Origin of the sequence: Pseudomonas sp., assembly GCF_017744435.1 — a bacterium.
Lineage (GTDB): Bacteria > Pseudomonadota > Gammaproteobacteria > Pseudomonadales > Pseudomonadaceae > Aquipseudomonas.
Genome location: NZ_JAGIBG010000035.1, coordinates 22,624 through 40,670, shown reverse-complemented (window position 1 = coordinate 40,670; position 18,047 = coordinate 22,624). Strand labels below are relative to the sequence as shown.

The window sequence follows — 18,047 nt, the reverse complement described above, 5'->3', positions numbered from 1 at the left end:
GGGCATTGGCTTTGGATGGTGATGACGGTCATAGGCCACCGCCTTCGCTATCCATGGCGTCGGGATCAATCACATACAGGCGGGCAGACCCACCAGCAGGTAGGCGGTACTTCTTGGTCCTGCGGCTGTCCCGGTCGGTATCGTGCTTGGCGAGAGCACCAGCGCCTTCCAGCGCCTTCAGGACACGCGCCAGCCCGTGCCCATGGGCGGCCTCGGTCAGCGCGGACTTGTTGAACAGATACAGTCGCTTGGTGCCAACCACCTCCCAGTACCCGGCGCGGTTGAACACCTTGGTGTCCGACGTCTGGTCTTCTACGTCCGAAAACCGGCTGCTGCCGTGCTTGTCGATGAAGTCGAGAATGCCGGCCAAGATCTGGCGGTCCTCGGCGTTGCCACCGCCCACCCGGCTCAACCACTCGCCGTACAGCAACTGGCAGTCGGCCAGCGCGGTGCCCGGCGTCCAGGGCAGCAGGCCGTAGGCAATGGCCATTTCGCCCGCCAGCGCGATCACCGCGAAGCGATCGGCCACCCGCCCGGCCTGGGCGTTGTCCTCGACGAACTGGGCGCGGATACCGGCGAAGTCCTCAAGCAGCCCGGGACGGTCATCGCTGGCCAGCAGCTTCTCCACGAATGCCGGCCCGATGTGTCCATGGTTCGCTCCTACGGCCACCGTAAGCTGGCGGTGGAAGTCGGCGCCTTCCAGGCCGTGCAATTCATCGAAGGCGCGGTGCGTGCGGGTACCGGCGTTCACGTCGACCATGCGCAGCTCAGCGCCAGCGTGGGCGGCATTCCCACTGATGGCCGCGTGCTCGGACAGGGAGCGCTCGCCGCTGGAAAGTGCCAGCAGGCGCCAGCTCAGTTTGCCGCGTGCCTCCCGGTCACGGGTCATGGTGCCCTTGCCCTGGCCGTTGGCGAGCGAGTAGGCCATCTCCTGTACGCGCTTGGGGTCGGCCCGCTTGATCTCGTCTAGGGGCAGCATGGTGTCGTTACGGCTGGACGCCTCGATCTCCAAGCCGCCCTTGGTCATGTCCCACGATGCGGCGAAGATGCCCGGGTCGCCCCACACAGACGAGCCGATCAACTGCGCCAGCGACTTGCCGCTGGAGCTGTCGCCCACCAGATGAACACCACCACCCAGCACACCCACCAGGCTCAGCAGCGGGCCGGCGAGGGCGCAGCCGATCGCCAGAGTCAGAACCGGGTTGCCCTCGCATTTGGCCGCCACCTCGGCCTTCCAGCCCTCCAGACTGCCCCGCACGCTGAACAGGTTCTGCCCTTTGCCGCTGGCCTGATAGCGCACCTTGTCGCTGCCGATGGTGCGCCCAGGCAGCACAAAGGCGCCTGACTCATGCCAGCCGGGGCGGCAGGTGGTGGCGAACACCTCAGCAGGCCGCTGCTCCAGCAGATACTCCATGAACTGGCCGCGCTTCTTCAGGGCGATGATGACGCCCATGCCGAACAGCGTCCGCCTGGCGTCTTCGCCACTCCCGCCGAACACCTCCATGGGAATGATCCAGTCCTTGGGGCCGCTATCGGTGAGCAGCCGCAGATATCGGCCTTCGCTGCCGTCGTCGCTGTTGGTGGTGCGAGCGGCGACGGTCACGGGCGTGGCGATCCACTCGTCAGTGATGGGGCGGTCGGCCTTGTCGTCGTCTCCGTCATCGTCACCTGCGCTGCGCTTGAAGCCATGCCAGTACACGCCGGGCTTGAGCCTGCGACCTTTCTCATTGGTCACCCAGTGCTCGTACACGCCCCAGCACGGGCGATCAGGCTCGACCTTGGGCGCTTCGGGGCGCAGGTTGATGACGTTGGTATCAGGCGGGCGCATGGCGGCACCTCCAGGCGGCGAGATCGTTGAAATCGGTAAGGGTCAGCGGCGCATCGGCTGGCCACTCGGGGAGAGTCACCAGGCCGCCACACGCAGCAGCGGCCTCATGGGCGGCGGTGCGCCCAGGATTACCCTTGCCCTCGGCCTCGGTCTGGCGGTCGTCGTCGCCGGCGATGATGATTTCGATGCCTGGATAGTCAGCCCGTAGCGCCAGCGCCACCGCCTTCAGGTTCCCGGCATTCATCGCGCAGGCGATCGTGTAGCCGCTTGCGTGGAGCGTGGCGCCCGTCGCCCAGCCTTCGCAGATGCACAGCGGCTGGCCCGGGGTGATGCGCCCCAGCGGTGAATAGGCGCCCTTGATCCGACCGCCATACAGAAAGCGCTTGGCGCCGTCCGGGGCGATCCGTTGCAGGTTCACCAGCACACCACCGGCGTACAGAGGGATCAGCAGGTCGTCACCACGCTGGCGCAACCCGTGGGCACGAATACACTTGGCGACCAGGTAGGGGTGGGCCGGGTCAGCGCGGCGAGCGTCACGCCACCAGCGCTGCGCCAGGCCGGCCGCTCTGAGCTGGCGCCGCTGCCGTTCGGCCTCCCGCTGGCGCCGAGCCTGCTCGATGCGCTGGCGCACCTGCTCGGCTTCGCGGACGTCGACCGGCTCACGGCTACACCAGGTGCTGGCGCCACCTGTCTTCCAGCTCCCGAACGCGCCCGAGGCGATGCCATCGGTGAACAGGCAGTACCAGCCATTGAGCGTGCCGGGCTTGTCGCCGGGGACGTGGAAACGGTGAATATCGCCATCGTCCAGAGGAAGCCAGTCGAGCAGACCATAGGCCGACTGGAGCACATCACGGAAAAGGATCGTCGCGTCGGTCATGCGGCCCCCTGTGGCGGCGTGAATCGCTTGGCCAGCCTTTCCAGTTGGTTGGTCAGCCGCTCCAACTCAGGGCAGTGGCGGCCTGCGTCACCCTCGGCAATGCGCAGTTCCAGAAAGCCCACCAGGGTTTCCACCAGCAGCGCATAGCTGGCGCTGTCGATGAAGGCGCTAGCAGTCGGCGGACCACCGGCACCCTTGCGGCGAATCGGCGTGACCTTACTCATGGTTCCCCCCCCATGGCGCCAGCAAAGGCCCGGCAAACCTGGCCGTTGTTCGCCGCGTGCCAGTAGGTCAGCTCGTCCAGCGACTCGACGAGGCAGGCCGTCACCACCGCGTCAGGGCTACGCAAAACTACGCGCCCGCACTCAGCGTCTGACTGGCTCAGGAAAGGCCCAAGCAAGGCCCGTTCGACCTTCGGATGGCTCACGTAAAACAACTCGGTGGCTTTCTTTGGGCAAGCCGAACCCGTCAACGCTTGCGCGCTGTTTTGAATTTTCATCGTCTTATCCTTGAGCTAAGGGCCTATTCCGGAATGCCCAGATCGGTTGCAAGTTCGCAAAAATCCCGATGGGCCAAGCAGGCGATAATGCTGATCGCAGACTGAATACCCGACTCGCCGCGGTCATCAATCGGATCTGAAGCATCAGCATCGTCAGGGTTACCCTTATGCCCACCGTTTTTCAGTAGCACCTCGGCCAAGATGCCAATGGCATCAAGCGACTCCTCGATACGTTTAGCGATTGTCTGGTGGTTCAGGTGGCTGGTATTTGTCTTAGTGGTCACAGATCACCCCCTTGCTCAGCGATCACGCCCTCCAGCAGCTCGGCCCAGGCCATGGCGGTGTGCTGCGCTATCACGGCGGTGACGCGGGCGACAATTACAGGCGTGGCCGGTGAGGCCATCAACGCCAATGCCATACTCAGCAGCACCAGCACGCCCTGTACGTCGCGCAGATCGTCTTGAGTGTCGTCGGGCACGTGAATAACGGAGGTCATACAAGGCCTCCATCAGCAGCGGGCTGGCCAACGAGACCATGCGAGGCGCCGAGATGGCGGTGGCGCCAGCAGTAGTTGCCGCTGAACGATTGGATCTGCTCAAGGTGGCGGGCAATGTCGCTAGCCATTTGATTTTCATAGCCGCCCAGGGCCGGGATCACAAACGTCAGAAGGATCTTCTCCAGTTTCTGGTGCTCCTCCCGTGCGAAGTTCATGTAGCACATCTCGTGGGCATCCAGTACCGCCTCGGGCAGCACCTCGCCTTCAAGGATCGCAACACTTGGGAGACGGTTCATTGGGCGCCTCCTACTTGGGCTACGGCCTTGAAATGCTCCACCAGGGCAGTGCCTGGGCGCGGCTGGCGCTGGCATTTCTCCAGCGCGGCGGAGACTTCACCCGAGACGCGCAAAGCATGATCCAGGCCCGCCAAAGAACCGCGGCAACGTCCTTGGATGCTGATCGATGCGGACGGGAAATCAGCGCCGACGATGGCCGCGATATCCGTAGCAATGCCGCACCCGATCACCGGGGGAATGCGGAACACTTCTTGGCCTGGCATGGTGATCACGACCTGAGATTGGATGAAGCCCTGTACAGCTTCGGAGGCCTGCTGAATGTGAGTCACTGGGCACCGCCTTGCGCTTCCAGGGCGCGGGCGATTTCGGCGTGATGGTTGTAGCGGGCGAGACGGACAGACAGGGAAGAGTTTGCGCGAAGTGCGGCCAGGGCCAGGCGCCGGTGGGCGTATGCGCGGATTTTGGACGGACTGAGAGCGTGCATGGGTCGAGCTCCTTGATTTGAGGAGCTGCCACCGATCGTCGCCAAACGATTTAGGGTGGCAGCTGTACGCAGGTTGGCGAACCGGGAATCAAGGAACCCGGCAGACCCGAAGGTCTCCCGCGCACAGCCGCCATAACACGGGACTGCGGGCACAAAAAAAGCGCCTGCAATCGTGATAGGGGCGCTTATGCGCCTTGATTTCGTCGGGTCGCCAAACCCGGTCACTGAATTTGCAGCGACCGGCGAACCATACCGAGCATCACGATTGCCTGCAACCAGAAATATCGACCGCTCATCGTCAGTCTTGAGCGCCAGCGTCATTGGGCATCCCCTTCCAGATCGAGCGGGAGCTTCAGTTGCTCACGCAAATGGGCGACATGTTGGTACGCGCCCGGCTTGTCGTACCGCCAGTGCGCCAAGCGACGGCCGCATTCGCTGACCTGCTGCCGGCGATCCTCCAGAGCCTGGCGGGCATACCCGTACCGGGCTTCGCGGAAAGCCATGATGAGGTCGGCTTTCAGACCAACCACGCGGTCACTGTTGCGCGACAGCGCCAGCAGGAAAAACGCTTGGTCCTCATTCAGCAGGGCGAAGCGTTCCGGCCTGCCTCCAGCAGTCCCAGCCAAGGGTTTCTCCGTTTGAAACGGAACAACCCCGAACTCTTCGAACTTGGCCAGGTAGCGGTCTATCAGCGCCATGGAGTTCTTGTGCTTGTTCTCCAACTGTTCAGCCAGCAGGCGGCTATCCACGCGCGGCTCACTGTTGTACTGGGTCAGGGTAATAGGGAGCTTGTCGTTGGCAGGCTCTGCCGATGGCATGGTCGTCTTTTTCATGCTGCCACCCGCTGGCGCTGCTTCAAGGGCGAGCACAACATCTCCAGCACGGCGCTGGCGCGGCGGCGTTCGCCGGCAGGAAGGGTGTACCGGGTCACGGTGCAAGGCTCGCCCCAGTGATTCGGCACGCGCTCAAGCTGGCGCTGGAACTTCAGGCCATAGCCATTGGCCAGGCTGCTGATGGTCGAGTGCAAGCAGTGGTCGCCCAGGCGCTCAGCTTCGAACCGTTGCAGGCTACCGTCATTGAGCATGTACGCCAGCACCCGGGCGATCTTGCTCGGTGGCTTGCTGGTGGTCATATCGCCATCCGGCTGGCTGCGTTTATCTGCGGGGATCGTGGCCTTAGTCATTTAGGCCACCTCGCTTTCAGAGCGAGCACCAAGGCTGTTCACCTCATCCCGCTGAGTGACCCAGCAACGGAGCACCAAAAATTTTAAGGGTACAGGAAGGGATAGAACCGCTTTTTCCAGGCCAGCCGATCCCCGCCCCGCGGTCACGCAGAGTTGATTGGTCATCATGGGTTAAGCCTCCTGGCTACGCAGGAAAGACTCCACAGACTCGGGCTCCCAACGGACAGAGCGACCGAAACGGATAGGGGTGGGGAAGCCGGGGGTTTTGGACCAGCGCCACCAAGTGGAACGGCTGACCTGGTATTTGGCGCAGAGCTGGGCTGCGGTGGCGCGAGTGCCGGGGATCGGCAGGCGGGGTGCTTCGGTACAGCTGTTGGCGGTTTGAGCCATGGATAGGTACCTCTAGTTTTAGACGTACCGAGGTGACGGATTTAGCCAGAGGCCCATGGCTACTGAGTAAAAACCCAGTTGCACATTGCACCTTCCAGTACTACAGTCCGCCGCGAAGCCCTTCGAAAATGCTTCGCCCTCGGGGTTTGTGTGCTGGCCTTGCTGGCATGCAGAGGACGCGCAAACGTCCTTACCCGAATAAGCCCCTGGAGGTGAGATGCCAGGGGCTTTTCTATGTCTGCTGCTCAGCAATCCAGCGTTCCACCAGCAGCGACGAAGTTTCATAATGTCGATCCTGTGCGGATGGCCGAATGTTAATGTCGCCAGTCCCGAAATCGCAACCACTTTTTCCGGCAGACCCTGAGTTACCTTTAGATAACTAAAGTCCGAGGATGCTTTATCCCCGGACAATTCGCTGTCTCATTTGTACCATTGCGTACCGCTGAGTGCTCAGGAGTGCTCAGGAGGGCGATTTGGTCTTTCACTACCCACCATCAAATCGCCACCTACCGCTTGTCGGAAACCCGTGAAACCCCCGGTTTTATTGGGGCCTGAACAGGGACTTTTGAGGGCCTCAAGCGGAAGTAGCTCCAAAAGCCCGCCAGCCTGGCCAGATGCTGCTGTCGGTACCAGAGCACAATTTCTTGTTCCACCGGCAGAATGAAATCGACTCCGCGCCACAAAAACGTGAATTACGATTTCGTGGCGCGCACGCTCTTTTTCCACATACAGAACAGCCCAGCGGGCAAGTAACAACGCTGCGTATTACTCTACGTTGCTTATTTACCGTTATTCGCTGTTATTCCCTGTTATGCACTGTTTCTAGCTGTTTTCGGCAGGGTTTTCGGAAGTGGAAATGGCGGCAGGCCGCGTCAACCGGGGAATCGTAGACGGACTGAATCGAATGGGCTTGCGCGGCCAGGAGACTACCAGCCCAAGCCCTGCCGATGCGCTGGACAGGCCGAAAGCTAAAAGGATGGTTTTGAAAGCGAGGGTGGTCAGTTTTTAGCGGCTAAATTAGGACCGCGGCCCCCAAGACCTTTACGACCTCGGCCCCGCTGCCTTCTTTTTTCGACGCGACATTGAAAGCACATTGCCATCACCTTCCTTGCCCTCCCCCAAGGCAACTGCCAATCCGTGCTCGAACAGGTCCATCGCCCGGCGCTTCTCTGGCAATGCCGCGTCTGGGTTGTTCCGGTAGTGCTTCGATACCACCCCCGTCTGGCCATGCGCCTGCAGAAGGTCCGACAGCCGATCGTCGATGCCCCGCCTTTGCATTAGCTGGGTGCAAGTACGGCGCAGGTCCCTTGGCGAAAAGGACGGTATCCGCACTCCGTCAACCACCGCATGCTTGGAATCCATCCAGTCAGCTATTGCATGTGTCGGGCTACTGATAACGAATGGCTGCTTACCGTGGGTTGTCCAAGGCCACTGATGGTCGCCGCTGATCTCACGCACGCGCAGCATGAGGGAAATGGCCCGATCTGAGAGGGGGACAAGATGCGGTCGACTCATGGTCTGCCCACCCCTGCCTTTCCGATGAACCAGCAGGACTGTACCTGCCTCTAGGTCGTAGTCAGCCCAGGTGGTTTCGATGATGTTCTTGATACGTTGGCCGCCAGTGGCGATCACGAACTTGAACAGCAGCGCCATCACGGGACCGACGCCCTCTGTACTCTCGATCGTCTGCCAAAAGTGCCTCAGCTCCGCATCCGACAGCGCTCGCTCGACAGGGGCCGAAACCTTCTCGACCCTCACCATCGCGGCCGGATTGATTTCCAGGCTGTACACCTTCGCATTGGCGCGGCCTACGACGCTCTCCACTGTTAAGCCATGATTGAAGGCAGCGACCAGAAACGAACGCATTCGGTCGGCCTGAACCTTGGAGCCACGCTCCCAGATCGGATTGAGGATGCTCAAGATATGCTCTGACCGAATTTCCCTGGCCTTCATTTGCATGATCTCGGGATGAGGCGTCTCCAAGTTGGCCTTGAATAAGCGCTCAAGCTCTTTTACAACGCCTGGAGTCGCTTTGGCGCGACGTGACTCGACGTAATCCAGGAACAGATCATGGAAGCTGCCGCGGGCTGCGTCTATTTCGGCCAGGCGTATGCGCTCCCGCCTCTCCGCCTCCGCCAATGCCTCCGCGTTCTCACGCTCGATTTCAGCCGCAGCCTTCTGAGCGGCAACGCAATCCAGATACTTGGCTAGGCCGCCCACAGCTGATGCCTCAACCGAAATACGCATTGCCTCGGTACGGATGCTATCCAGGGTCTGCTCACCTGTGCCAACACGCGGCTTCTTGGAAAGTATCCCCAGAGCCAGCCGCTTGTCGCTGTCGGGTGTGCGCTCTCGGTAATAGGCCTGGATCGCGCCAGACGCTTTGCGCTCAAGCAGCAGGGTGCCCTTTCCACGCGAGCCCACCGGTTCCGACTGTCTCGTTTTGACCGCGTAGGCCTCCATTTCAGTCATGCGCGTGCGCTTAGCCATTTTTCCCCGTTTCCTCCACGTTTTCCCCGTTCGCTCCCCGTTTCTCATGCAAAGGTACGCTATCGGGTGAAACATAGAAAGACAACGATCAGGCTGAAAGCCTCATAAAACCTAGGTGCGGCGATATTTCCTACAACTCAGTGATCACTCAAAAAGCCTCAGAGCAAACGGCTTGTAATCAGTAGTTCCCGGGTTCGATTCCTGGTGCCGCACCATACGCAGTACTCAAAAGGCTCACCGAAAGGTGGGCCTTTTTTGTTTTTAGCGCACTGCACTCGCGCACTCACCATGCTTCATCCAGCTTCTTCATCCAATAGGATACGAACACCAATCAGCGCTGACAGGTTAGCGGATAGCCTGCGATGGGCTGCAAAGCAGCCCCTGCATCTTGACCGACACACAGACCAGATTGTCGGATCGCCAACCCAGCTCAAAGACAAATGTGTCGCCAAAAAAACGCTTTGACTCACCATCCAGAGGCCGCTACGACTTTATCTTAAATTTTAGATATTTCTGCTGAGGCCAGCCCATGGCGCTTCAATTCCACGAAAGCCCCTTCCACGCCACCCATGATGTCGACACCGCCAGCAAGATGGCCTTGAAGATGGACCTGTCCATCTTCATCACCGACTGCATCAAAAAAATGGGCCTCAAGCAGCATGATGCGGCGGTCAGGCTGAACGTGACCCAATCCCGCATTTCCGAGCTGGCAAATGGCAAGATCGAAAAATTCACGCTCGACGCCATGATGGACATGCTCGACAAGCTCGGCTTTCGCACGAGCCTGACCCTGCCCTCGAACGATGCCGGCTCTCCTCCGCAGATCGTCATCTCTCAAACGCCTGGCAACTAGACCCGATACCCCATCTTGCGAAGCTCATGCTTGAACTCCTTCATCCGTTCTTCAGCAACCTGCATCGCATGCCGGTCGGACCTGTTGGTCGTTTTCACGAACGAATGCAGCACTACCGCTTTGCGGTCCATCGACGCGGTTCGTCGCCTCGACAAGCGCGGCACTGCCGTGGACGGGGATAGAAATGTTGGGAGCATCGCTTGTCGACGACGGACTGCACCGTGCGACGAGTGGCGAAGATCGACAATCAGCAGGTTGGCATAATGGCATCGCGATTCATCCGCCCATCCATTTATTCAATCCGCCGTTGTGAGCCCCTCTGCAATGAATGCCGAAATCCGTTACTCGATCATCTTGGAGCACAATGCTGAAGTGCTCCTTGCCAATGCCTCCATGGCGCAGGTCGAGGCATTCTGGGATGCCAACGACTCCCGTTACTTTGGCCTGCACATGGAAGACCCGTGCGGCTCGCATGTGCGTGTCATGGTCACGGATGAAATGCCAGAGGATGAATAAGCTGCACTGCCGCCAAGGGAACAGTGTCCGCCAGAGCGCCGCGATTTCCTGTAGGAGCGGCTTTAGCCGCGAAGCAGGCACCGCGGTGGATGGCACCGGCTTTGCCGGTGTTCGCGGCTAAAGCCGCTCCCACAGGTACATCACCAGCTTCCAGTCCTGCACTGTAATTGTGGGAGCCGCGCTATCCGGCGATGGGCCGCAAAGCGGCCGCACTTGATCAGAACGCGGTGCTGACCGTCAGCGACAGGCTGCGCGGGTCACCGTAGATCGCCCCGGCGTAGAACCCGTACTGGGTGTAGTAGTGCTTGTCGAACAGGTTGTCGACGTTGAAGCTCACCGTAGTGTCATCGGTCAGCTGGTACTTGGCCATGGCATTCCAGATCGCATAACCGGACCAGTTCACATCGGTCGCCCCCGCACTCACTCCGTTCACCGGCTGCCCCGCCGGGCTGGAAATCGCGCGGATGTTTGTCTGCGCCTTCACCCCTGCACCCAGGGTCAGGCGGGCCAGCGGGCCAGACAGGCGATAGGTGGTCGAGGCCTTGAACAGGTGCGACGGGTCGCTGCGCCCGTCGCTGTCGACGCGGCGGAAGTGCAGGTAGGTATAACCGGCATAGACGTTCCAGTTCGGCGTCAGCGCACCGGCAATTTCCAGGTCGATACCGTCGGTTTCCTGGCCAGTACCGGCCTTGTAGGCATCACCGCCGGTTGGCGTGGTCAGGCCGTCGTCGAGCACCGCCTTGTTCTGCTGCTTGGTGCGAAAGTAGGCCGCCGACGCGTTCAGGCGGCCATCCAGCCACTCACCCTTGATGCCGGTCTCGTAGCTCTGGCCCCGAATCGGCTCGACCTTGGTACCGCTTTCGGTCTCGGCCGTCTGCGGGTTGAAGATGTCGGTGTAGCTGGCGTACAGCGAGTAGTGGTCGTTGAGGTCGTACACCGCGCCCAGGTACGGGGTGACGATGCCGTTGTTCTGCTGGTTGCTGCGCACGCCGGCGACACTGTTGGTGGTTGCCGAATAATCGGTGGTGCGCACGCCGACAATGACCGACAGCGGGTCGGTAATGCTCAGCCGGGTGGCGGCGTACATGCCCTGCAAGCGGGTGGTGGTCTTGCTGTGGCGACCGGTGCGCGAGGCAATCATGTCGTAGTCGCTATCCACGCCGTTGTGCCAGTCGGTAAGCGGAAAACCGTTGTTGGCGCGGAACTGGCAGCCCACTGATGGCGCGCTGACGCGGTCGTCGCTGGCCAGGGTGCAGCTGTATTCCGGCGACCAGGCCACGGTCCGGCTGTCGTTGTAGCCGACCATCGCCTGGTGGGTGCGGCCAAAAAGCTGGAACGGGCCGGACAGGTCGATCTGCGCGGACTGCTGGGTGGTGTCGCTGGAGCTGTGCAGGCCGTTGAGCACCGCGCCGCTGCCGTCCTGGTCCCAGTAGCCGCCGTAGCTGCCACGGCCGGCCGAGTTGACCTTGGCCAGGCCACGGTGGTTGAGCACTTCGGCCGTACTCTGGGCGGCCTTCAGGTCCAGGGTCCAGTCGTTGTCGAAGCGGTGCTCCAGCGAGCCGAAGGCGGTGCTGGTGGTGTACTCGCCGAAGCTCCAGCTCGGCACTACGTTGGTGCTGCGTGGCAAGTCGGTCTTGCTGCCGTCCTTGTACCAGATCGGGATGTTGGCGCCCCAGCCGCCTCCGACCACCTTGTTGTATTCGTACTGGTAACCGGCGCCAATCGTGGTGGCATCGTCAATGTCGAATTCGAAGTTGGCCAGGGCCGCACGCGAGCGCTCGGACTGGTTGTCGCGAAACGAGTTGGCGTCGCCCTGGGTCATTACCAAGCGCGAGCGCAGGCGACCGTCTTCGGACAGCGGCAGGTTGAGGTCGGCGCCCAGGCGGCGTTTATCCCAGCTGCCGTAGGTGGCGTAGGCGCTGCCAGCAAAGGTCCTGGTGGGGGCCTTGCGGATCAGGTTGACGGTGGCCGACGGGTCGCCGGTGCCACCGAGCAGGCCGTTGGCGCCGCGAACAATGTCGATGCGCTCGTACAGGTCCATGTTCAGCGCGTTGCCGCCACCGCTGAAGTCGGAACCGCCCTGGAACTGCAGGCCGTCGACCTTCCAGTTGCTGATCGAGTAGCCACGGGCACGGAAATCGGTGCGCCCGCCCACTTCGGACTTGTTGGCACTTACGCCTGGGGTGGTGTCCAGCGCTTGCTCGATGGAATGCACATCGCGGTCGTCCATCTGCTGACGGGTGATGGTGGTGACCGACTGCGGCGTCTGCCGCGGGGTCAGCTTCAGGCCGGTGGAGCTGCGGGTGCTTTCTACCGTGTAGCCGAGCTGGCCGGTTTCATCCGCAGATACAAGCGCACTGTCCTCGATCTGGGTGGCATCCAGCTCCAGCGGCTGGCTTTCGCCAGCCAAGGCGCTGCCACTGATGGCGACGGCAACGAAGAAGGCAAGCGGGTGCAGGCGGCTGCCGCCCCGGACAACAGAAGTGAAGTCGTTCATGGCGCTCTTGGGATTCATTTGGGAAGGCTTCGTATTTGCAGATGATTTTTTGTTACGATTCTAGGGATTCGCCCTTTGGGCTCCATACCCGGCTTGTACGGGGATGTAATTGAACGTAACGAGCGCTGCCGGCCCTCCCCGAACAGGTGTTTTCCCAATGAGCACGACCTTGCTGGTTGTCGACGATGACGACGAGATCCGCGAACTTCTTTGCGATTACCTTACCGATGCCGGCTATACCGTACTGGCGGCAGCAGACGGCGAAGGCATGCGCGAGCAACTGGCCGCGAGCAAGGTCGACCTGGTGGTGCTGGACCTGATGTTGCCTGGCGAAGATGGCCTGAGCCTGTGCCGCCAGTTGCAGGCGACGCCGGGCCTGGCGGTGATCATGCTGTCGGCCAAGGGCAGCACCCTGGACCGCATCATCGGCCTGGAAGTGGGCGCCGACGACTACCTGGCCAAGCCCTTCGAACCGCGTGAGCTGATCGCCCGCATCAAGGCCGTGCTGCGCCGCCCGCAACGCCTGGATACCCCTGCCGAAGAGCCGGCCGCCGAAGCCCAGCGTTTCGCCGGCTTCAGCCTCGACCACGTCAAGCGCCTGCTGACCCGCCCCGACGGTGCGACCCTCACTCTGCCCCGCTCCGATTACCGGGTGCTGCGTGAACTGCTGGAGGCCAACAACCGCGTGGTCTCGCGCGATCAGCTGACACGCAGCGCGTTTGGCCGCGATCACCACCCCGACGATCGCTCGGTGGACATGTGCGTCAGCCGCCTGCGACAGCAACTGCGCCGTGCCCCGGCCAGCGATATCCAGATCCTGACCATCCGCAACGAAGGCTATCTGCTGAGCATCGCCCGTGCCGAGGCCGACAGCTGAAATGCGTTGGCTCCGTCGTCTGTGGCCGCGCACGCTGTTTGGCCAGCTGCTGTTGATCATGGTCAGCGGCACGCTGGTGATCCAGTTGATGTCGAGCAGCATCTGGTTCGATGTGCGTTTCGCCCAGGTCCTCGAGGCACCGATCCGGCTGATGGCCGCGCGCAGTGCTCCATTGATTGCCCAGGCCGATTGCCACACGCAACACCTGCAGGTACCCGCGCATTACCAGTTGCGTTGCGCCGAGAACGAACCTGTGCAGCAGGAGGATCAGCGGCGCGGGCGCCGGCGCGTCGAACTGTTGCTGCAACAGGCGCTCAAGTACGAACTGGGCCATGCCCAGGAGGTGCGCCTGCTGAAGGTGCTGCTGACCGATGAACGGGGCCAGCCGATCGTCTGGCGCAGCCTGTTCGGCCTGCGCACCGCCCAGGCGCATATCCAGTTCGCCGTGCCGTTACCCGACGGCCATTGGCTGAGCATCGACGGCCAGGAGCTGCAGGGCTGGAGCGGCGAGTCGGCGTGGGTGCTGATCAGTGACTACCTGCTGCGGGTCTATGCGCTGCGGATCGTCGCCGTGCTGCTGGTCTGCCTGATCGCGGTGCGCCTGTGCCTGCGCCCGTTGCGGCGCCTGGCCGACGCCGCGCGTGGGCTGGGCAGCAACCTCGAACAGCCAGCGCTGGCCCTGGACGGCCCGGAGGAAGTGCGCCAGGCCGCGCTGGCGTTCAATGCCATGCAGCAGCGCCTGATCGCCATGGTCAACGACAAGGCCTACTTCCTGGCCGCCGTGTCCCACGACCTGCGAACCCCGCTGACCCGCATGCGCCTGCGCCTGGAGCGGCTGGCGGACGACGAGCAGCGCGAACGCCTGCGGCAGAACATCACCCAGATGGACAACATGATCGGCCAGGTGCTCGACTACCTGCGCGCCGGCGAGCAGCAGAACCTCCAGCACGTCGACCTCGACCGCCTGGTGACGCGGCTGTGCGCGGATCTTGCCAGCAGCGCAGAACCCTTGCCGGTGCATGGCAAGGGCGGCAGCCTGCGGGTCGATGCCCTGTTGCTGCAACGCTGCCTGCAGAACCTGGTGGTCAACGCCCTGCGTTATGCCAGGGAGGTGTCAGTAACGCTGGAAGTCGCCATCACCGGCGTGTACATCCACGTCGATGACCGTGGCCCCGGTATTGCGCCTGGCCTGCTGGCCACCATCAGCGACCCGTTCGTGCGCGGCGAAGGCTCGCGCAACCAAGCCTCCGGGGGCTACGGGCTGGGGTTGAGCATCGCCCAGCGCATCGCCAGAAGCCATGGCGGTGAACTGCTGCTGCGCAACCGCGAAGGCGGTGGCTTGCGTGTCAGTGTCTTGCTGCCCAGGTGATCCAGCCCTTCTGTTCAGGTAATAGTCTTTTACCAAAACCCCAGGTTTTCCCGACCTGGGGTTTGCCTATCCTAGGCCGCGTCATCCAGCCTGCGATGGACCCATGAAAGATTCACTACCCAGCCGTTATGCCTGCCTGGCCCTGTGCCTGCTGTTCACCTTCGCCAGTATCCCGTTCCTTGCCCAGCACGGTTGGCTCTGGCCGCTGACAGTGGTGACCGCCCTGCTCAGCCTGGTCGGCCTCAACGACCTGCGCCAGAGCCATCACGCGGTGCGGCGCAACTACCCGATCCTGGGCAACATCCGCTACCTGATCGAGACCATCCGCCCCGAGATCCGCCAGTACCTGATCGAAGGTGACGACGACAAGCTGCCGTTCTCCCGCTCGCAGCGCTCGCTGGTGTATGCCCGGGCCAAGAACGAGAGCGCCGAGAAAGCCTTTGGCACGCTCAACGATGCCTACAAGCCTGGTTTCGAATTCATCAGCCATTCGATGCTGCCGGTCGCCACACCCGACCCGGCCTCGTTCCGCATTGCCATTGGCGGGCCGCAGTGTCGCCAGCCCTACTCCGCCTCGATCTTCAACATCTCGGCCATGAGCTTCGGCGCGCTCAGCGCCAATGCGATTGCCGCGCTCAACCAGGGCGCACGCCTTGGCCGCTTTGCCCATGACACCGGCGAGGGCAGCATCAGCCCTTACCACCGCGAGCATGGCGGCGACCTGATCTGGGAAATCGGCAGCGGCTACTTCGGTTGCCGCACCGAAGATGGCCACTTCGACGCGCAACGCTTCGCCGAGCAGGCGCGCAGCCCGCAGGTGAAGATGATCGAAATCAAGCTCAGCCAGGGTGCCAAGCCCGGTCATGGCGGGATTCTGCCGGCGCATAAGGTCAGCCCGGAAATCGCCGCCACCCGGGGCGTGCGCGTGGGCGAAGACTGCATCTCGCCCGCCGCGCACAGCGCGTTTCGCACCCCGGTGGAGCTGCTGCACTTCGTCGCCAGCCTGCGCGAGCTGTCGGGCGGCAAGCCGGTGGGCTTCAAGTTCTGCCTGGGCCACCCGTGGGAGTTCATGGGCATCGCCAAGGCCATGCTGGTCACCGGCATCACCCCGGACTTCATCGTCGTCGACGGCAAGGAAGGCGGCACCGGTGCGGCACCTCGGGAGTTCAGCGACAACATGGGCGTGCCCATGCGCGAAGGCCTGATGTTCGTGCACAACACCCTGGTCGGCCTGAACCTGCGTTCGAGCATCCGCATTGGCGCAGCGGGCAAGATCGTCAGCGCCTTCGATATTGCCAGCGTGCTGGCCATCGGTGCCGACTGGGTCAACTCTGCTCGCGGCTTCATGTTCGCCATCGGCTGCATCCAGTCGCAAAGCTGCCACACCAACAAGTGCCCGACCGGTGTCGCCACCCAGGACTCGCTGCGCCAGCGTGCGCTGGTGGTGCCCGACAAGGCCGAGCGGGTGGCCAGCTTCCATCGCAACACCCTGCATGCCCTGGCCGAAATGCTCGCTGCCGCAGGCCTGGAGCACCCCTCGGAGCTCAAGCCCAAGCACCTGGCGCGGCGTATCAGCACCAGCGAGATCAGCCTGTTTTCCGACCTGCATCAATTCCTCAAGCCGGGCGAATTGCTCGGCGGCTCGATCGAAAGCGAGTTCTATGCACGGATGTGGCGGATGGCGCGCAGTGACAGCTTTGCGCCGGAGACAGGCGAGGTGGCGGTCGCACCGGCAGTGGCCAGCGTACGCCGCAAAGAAACAGCCCCGGCATAGGCCGGGGCTGCTCGAGACGCTCGGTCAGGATCAGAAGATGCTGATCGGGTACTCGACGAATACGCGGACTTCGTTGCCGTCGTCGTTGTAGCCGTTCTGCTGTACCGCGTTGTTGGTTCGCAGCCAGGAACCACGCAGCTTGACCGACAGGTCCTTGGCCGGGCCGTCCTGAACGACGTAGCGCAGCTGGTTGAAGATTTCGCGCTCTTTACCTTCGCCGAAGCCGTGGGTGTTGATGTTGTCACCCGCCACGTAGGCGATCTTGTAGGTCAGGCCCGGCATGCCGAAGGCGCCGAAGTCCAGGCCGTAGGCGAGCTGCCAGGAGCGCTCGTCTTCGGCGTTGAAGTCGGACCAGTAGGAGTTGGCCAGGTAGATGGTCGAACCACCGTCACCCACGCCACCGCGGTCCTGGTACCAGCCGTAGTTGTAGCCGGTGCTGCCGGTGCTGCGCTGGTGCGCCAGGGTCACCGAGTGCGGGCCGAAGGCGTAGGTGGCCGCCAGGCTCCAGATGGTGTTTTCGTCACCGGTCAGCTCGGCTTTCTGGACGTACTTGCTGTTGATGTCCGACTTGTAGCCGTTGAAGTCCAGGGTCAGGGACTGGTCTGCCGCGATCGGGAAGACGTAGTTCATGCCCAGGTAGTGCTTCTTCATCACGTCTTCGATGTTCGACGTGTAGGCGGAAGCGGTGAAGTTGTCAGTGAACTTGTAGCTGCCACCGAACACATCGATCGACTTCAGGTGGCCGCTGTCGCGACCTTCGGCGCTCTTGCGCGCTTCCTCGGTGAAGTGACCGGCGTTCAGCTCCAGGCCTTCGATCTCCTTGGAGGTGATGAAGGTACCGGTGTAGCTCTCGGGCAGCAGGCGGCTGTCGTCGTACTGCAGGACCGGCAGCTCAGGCATCATGTCACCGTACTTGAGCACGGTGTTGGAGACGCGGAACTTGATGGCAGCGCCACCGCGGGCCAGGTTGTGCGGCGAGTTCTTCGGGTCGGTGTCGCTTGGCTTGAAGAAGTCGATGCCGGCAGCGCCGTTGCGGCCTTTGCCGCCATCCAGGCGCAGGGCGTACAGGCCGAAGGCATCAACGCCCACGCCGACGGTGCCCTGGGTGAAACCGGAGGAGAATTTGCCGATGAACGCCTGGCCCCATTCGCTCTGGTCGTTCTTGCCGTGCTTCTTGTCACGGTTGATGAACGCGTTGCGCAGCAGAACGTTGGCGTGGCTGTCCTCGAGGAAGCCCTTGCTGTCGGCCTGATCGTTGGCCTGGGCCTGGGTCGCGGCGATCATCGCCAGGGCGACCAGGCTGATCCTGGTTTTCAACATTTTGTTTTCCTTATTTCTAAATCAAAAACGCTTTGCACCATTACGCCAGGAACCAACGCCCCTTCGTAGGTTCGACGCTGTGCGGATCCGAACTGAAAAGCCCGCCGACAGTGGCGTGGCAGGCTTTGAGCAGCAGCATGGCCAGTCGTGGCCAGCAAGCGTTGGCCGAATCCTAGCTGCCTGCGATTACAAATGTCAAAAAATCGTGAATTGCAGGTTGATATAACCAATTTCACTGGCGTGACCGGGGCATTTTCATGCCTCTTGACGCAATCGGCAGTCATTTTGACTTCTGTGG

The 18,047-nt window shown here is 62.1% G+C and carries 20 protein-coding genes; 5 read left to right on the top strand and 15 right to left on the bottom strand.

Features of this window, described 5'->3' with window-relative positions:
* Positions 1 to 28: 28 nt before the first annotated feature.
* From J7573_RS20975 to J7573_RS20920, 12 genes are all read right to left on the bottom strand, one after another.
* On the bottom strand, positions 29 to 1,828 hold the full coding sequence (locus J7573_RS20975; protein WP_294339940.1) for a DUF927 domain-containing protein: 1,800 nt from the start codon (positions 1,826 to 1,828) through the stop codon (positions 29 to 31).
* On the bottom strand, positions 1,815 to 2,705 hold the full coding sequence (locus tag J7573_RS20970) for a toprim domain-containing protein (protein WP_294339937.1): 891 nt from the start codon (positions 2,703 to 2,705) through the stop codon (positions 1,815 to 1,817). The genes J7573_RS20975 and J7573_RS20970 overlap by 14 nt, the downstream gene beginning before the upstream one ends.
* The gene (locus tag J7573_RS20965) at positions 2,702 to 2,929 is read right to left on the bottom strand and encodes a hypothetical protein (RefSeq protein ID WP_294339934.1); all 228 of its coding nucleotides are present in this window, start codon (positions 2,927 to 2,929) and stop codon (positions 2,702 to 2,704) included. Before J7573_RS20965 ends, J7573_RS20970 begins: the two co-directional genes overlap by 4 nt.
* Positions 2,926 to 3,204 carry a hypothetical protein gene (locus J7573_RS20960; protein ID WP_294339931.1) on the bottom strand — a complete coding sequence of 93 codons (279 nt, stop codon included), beginning with the start codon at positions 3,202 to 3,204 and terminating at the stop codon, positions 2,926 to 2,928. The genes J7573_RS20965 and J7573_RS20960 overlap by 4 nt, the downstream gene beginning before the upstream one ends.
* A 23-nt stretch (positions 3,205 to 3,227) precedes the next feature.
* Positions 3,228 to 3,488, bottom strand: coding sequence for a hypothetical protein (locus tag J7573_RS20955; protein WP_294339929.1), 261 nt, complete (start codon positions 3,486 to 3,488; stop codon positions 3,228 to 3,230).
* Positions 3,485 to 3,700, bottom strand: coding sequence for a hypothetical protein (locus J7573_RS20950; protein WP_294339927.1), 216 nt, complete (start codon positions 3,698 to 3,700; stop codon positions 3,485 to 3,487). The genes J7573_RS20955 and J7573_RS20950 overlap by 4 nt, the downstream gene beginning before the upstream one ends.
* A complete protein-coding gene (locus J7573_RS20945) occupies positions 3,697 to 3,996 on the bottom strand; it encodes a hypothetical protein (protein WP_294339925.1) in 300 nt (99 codons plus the stop codon). Before J7573_RS20945 ends, J7573_RS20950 begins: the two co-directional genes overlap by 4 nt.
* On the bottom strand, positions 3,993 to 4,325 hold the full coding sequence (locus J7573_RS20940; RefSeq protein WP_294339923.1) for a hypothetical protein: 333 nt from the start codon (positions 4,323 to 4,325) through the stop codon (positions 3,993 to 3,995). The genes J7573_RS20945 and J7573_RS20940 overlap by 4 nt, the downstream gene beginning before the upstream one ends.
* On the bottom strand, positions 4,322 to 4,480 hold the full coding sequence (locus J7573_RS20935) for a hypothetical protein (protein ID WP_294339921.1): 159 nt from the start codon (positions 4,478 to 4,480) through the stop codon (positions 4,322 to 4,324). The genes J7573_RS20940 and J7573_RS20935 overlap by 4 nt, the downstream gene beginning before the upstream one ends.
* A 317-nt stretch (positions 4,481 to 4,797) precedes the next feature.
* Entirely contained in the window at positions 4,798 to 5,313 is a 516-nt protein-coding gene (locus J7573_RS20930; RefSeq protein ID WP_294339920.1) for a Rha family transcriptional regulator, read from the bottom strand.
* Positions 5,310 to 5,663 (bottom strand): hypothetical protein, encoded by a 354-nt coding sequence (locus tag J7573_RS20925; protein WP_146073862.1) that lies wholly within the window; start codon positions 5,661 to 5,663, stop codon positions 5,310 to 5,312. Before J7573_RS20925 ends, J7573_RS20930 begins: the two co-directional genes overlap by 4 nt.
* Positions 5,664 to 7,094: 1,431 nt before the next feature.
* A complete protein-coding gene (locus J7573_RS20920) occupies positions 7,095 to 8,543 on the bottom strand; it encodes a tyrosine-type recombinase/integrase (protein WP_294339916.1) in 1,449 nt (482 codons plus the stop codon).
* A gap of 529 nt (positions 8,544 to 9,072) precedes the next feature.
* On the opposite strand from J7573_RS20920, the gene J7573_RS20915 reads away from it, so the two are divergent.
* A complete protein-coding gene (locus J7573_RS20915; RefSeq protein ID WP_294339914.1) occupies positions 9,073 to 9,396 on the top strand; it encodes a helix-turn-helix transcriptional regulator in 324 nt (107 codons plus the stop codon).
* Here the strand turns inward: J7573_RS20915 and J7573_RS20910 are convergent.
* Positions 9,393 to 9,527 (bottom strand): type II toxin-antitoxin system RelE/ParE family toxin, encoded by a 135-nt coding sequence (locus J7573_RS20910; RefSeq protein ID WP_294339912.1) that lies wholly within the window; start codon positions 9,525 to 9,527, stop codon positions 9,393 to 9,395. The genes J7573_RS20915 and J7573_RS20910 overlap by 4 nt on opposite strands.
* A gap of 193 nt (positions 9,528 to 9,720) precedes the next feature.
* Here J7573_RS20910 and J7573_RS20905 point away from each other — a divergent pair, with 193 nt between their 5' ends.
* On the top strand, positions 9,721 to 9,912 hold the full coding sequence (locus tag J7573_RS20905; RefSeq protein WP_054885888.1) for a hypothetical protein: 192 nt from the start codon (positions 9,721 to 9,723) through the stop codon (positions 9,910 to 9,912).
* Between the two features lie 217 nt (positions 9,913 to 10,129).
* Here J7573_RS20905 and J7573_RS20900 read toward each other — a convergent pair whose 3' ends face one another.
* On the bottom strand, positions 10,130 to 12,427 hold the full coding sequence (locus tag J7573_RS20900) for a TonB-dependent siderophore receptor (protein ID WP_294339906.1): 2,298 nt from the start codon (positions 12,425 to 12,427) through the stop codon (positions 10,130 to 10,132).
* A gap of 139 nt (positions 12,428 to 12,566) precedes the next feature.
* Here J7573_RS20900 and J7573_RS20895 point away from each other — a divergent pair, with 139 nt between their 5' ends.
* From J7573_RS20895 to J7573_RS20885, 3 genes are all read left to right on the top strand, one after another.
* A complete protein-coding gene (locus J7573_RS20895) occupies positions 12,567 to 13,286 on the top strand; it encodes a response regulator transcription factor (RefSeq protein WP_294339903.1) in 720 nt (239 codons plus the stop codon).
* A 1-nt stretch (position 13,287) separates the two neighbouring features.
* The gene (locus J7573_RS20890; protein WP_294339901.1) at positions 13,288 to 14,655 is read left to right on the top strand and encodes an ATP-binding protein; all 1,368 of its coding nucleotides are present in this window, start codon (positions 13,288 to 13,290) and stop codon (positions 14,653 to 14,655) included.
* A 103-nt stretch (positions 14,656 to 14,758) separates the two neighbouring features.
* Positions 14,759 to 16,429: an FMN-binding glutamate synthase family protein gene (locus J7573_RS20885; protein WP_294339899.1), complete on the top strand. Its 1,671-nt coding sequence runs from the start codon at positions 14,759 to 14,761 to the stop codon at positions 16,427 to 16,429.
* Between the two features lie 30 nt (positions 16,430 to 16,459).
* On the opposite strand, the gene J7573_RS20880 is transcribed toward J7573_RS20885, so the two are convergent.
* Positions 16,460 to 17,749, bottom strand: coding sequence for an OprD family porin (locus J7573_RS20880; protein ID WP_294339897.1), 1,290 nt, complete (start codon positions 17,747 to 17,749; stop codon positions 16,460 to 16,462).
* Positions 17,750 to 18,047: the final 298 nt, after the last annotated feature.

Excerpts from the sequence above, each read along its gene's own strand:
- J7573_RS20975 (WP_294339940.1), bottom strand. The coding sequence starts at position 1,828 with ATGCGCCCGCCTGATACCAACGTCATCAACCTGCGCCCCGAAGCGCCC.
- J7573_RS20970 (WP_294339937.1), bottom strand. The coding sequence starts at position 2,705 with ATGACCGACGCGACGATCCTTTTCCGTGATGTGCTCCAGTCGGCCTAT.
- J7573_RS20965 (WP_294339934.1), bottom strand. The coding sequence starts at position 2,929 with ATGAGTAAGGTCACGCCGATTCGCCGCAAGGGTGCCGGTGGTCCGCCG.
- J7573_RS20960 (WP_294339931.1), bottom strand. The coding sequence starts at position 3,204 with ATGAAAATTCAAAACAGCGCGCAAGCGTTGACGGGTTCGGCTTGCCCA.
- J7573_RS20950 (WP_294339927.1), bottom strand. The coding sequence starts at position 3,700 with ATGACCTCCGTTATTCACGTGCCCGACGACACTCAAGACGATCTGCGC.
- J7573_RS20945 (WP_294339925.1), bottom strand. The coding sequence starts at position 3,996 with ATGAACCGTCTCCCAAGTGTTGCGATCCTTGAAGGCGAGGTGCTGCCC.
- J7573_RS20935 (WP_294339921.1), bottom strand. The coding sequence starts at position 4,480 with ATGCACGCTCTCAGTCCGTCCAAAATCCGCGCATACGCCCACCGGCGC.
- J7573_RS20930 (WP_294339920.1), bottom strand. The coding sequence starts at position 5,313 with ATGAAAAAGACGACCATGCCATCGGCAGAGCCTGCCAACGACAAGCTC.
- J7573_RS20925 (WP_146073862.1), bottom strand. The coding sequence starts at position 5,663 with ATGACTAAGGCCACGATCCCCGCAGATAAACGCAGCCAGCCGGATGGC.
- J7573_RS20920 (WP_294339916.1), bottom strand. The coding sequence starts at position 8,543 with ATGGCTAAGCGCACGCGCATGACTGAAATGGAGGCCTACGCGGTCAAA.
- J7573_RS20915 (WP_294339914.1), top strand. The coding sequence starts at position 9,073 with ATGGCGCTTCAATTCCACGAAAGCCCCTTCCACGCCACCCATGATGTC.
- J7573_RS20910 (WP_294339912.1), bottom strand. The coding sequence starts at position 9,527 with ATGGACCGCAAAGCGGTAGTGCTGCATTCGTTCGTGAAAACGACCAAC.
- J7573_RS20905 (WP_054885888.1), top strand. The coding sequence starts at position 9,721 with ATGAATGCCGAAATCCGTTACTCGATCATCTTGGAGCACAATGCTGAA.
- J7573_RS20900 (WP_294339906.1), bottom strand. The coding sequence starts at position 12,427 with ATGAATCCCAAGAGCGCCATGAACGACTTCACTTCTGTTGTCCGGGGC.
- J7573_RS20895 (WP_294339903.1), top strand. The coding sequence starts at position 12,567 with ATGAGCACGACCTTGCTGGTTGTCGACGATGACGACGAGATCCGCGAA.
- J7573_RS20890 (WP_294339901.1), top strand. The coding sequence starts at position 13,288 with ATGCGTTGGCTCCGTCGTCTGTGGCCGCGCACGCTGTTTGGCCAGCTG.
- J7573_RS20885 (WP_294339899.1), top strand. The coding sequence starts at position 14,759 with ATGAAAGATTCACTACCCAGCCGTTATGCCTGCCTGGCCCTGTGCCTG.
- J7573_RS20880 (WP_294339897.1), bottom strand. The coding sequence starts at position 17,749 with ATGTTGAAAACCAGGATCAGCCTGGTCGCCCTGGCGATGATCGCCGCG.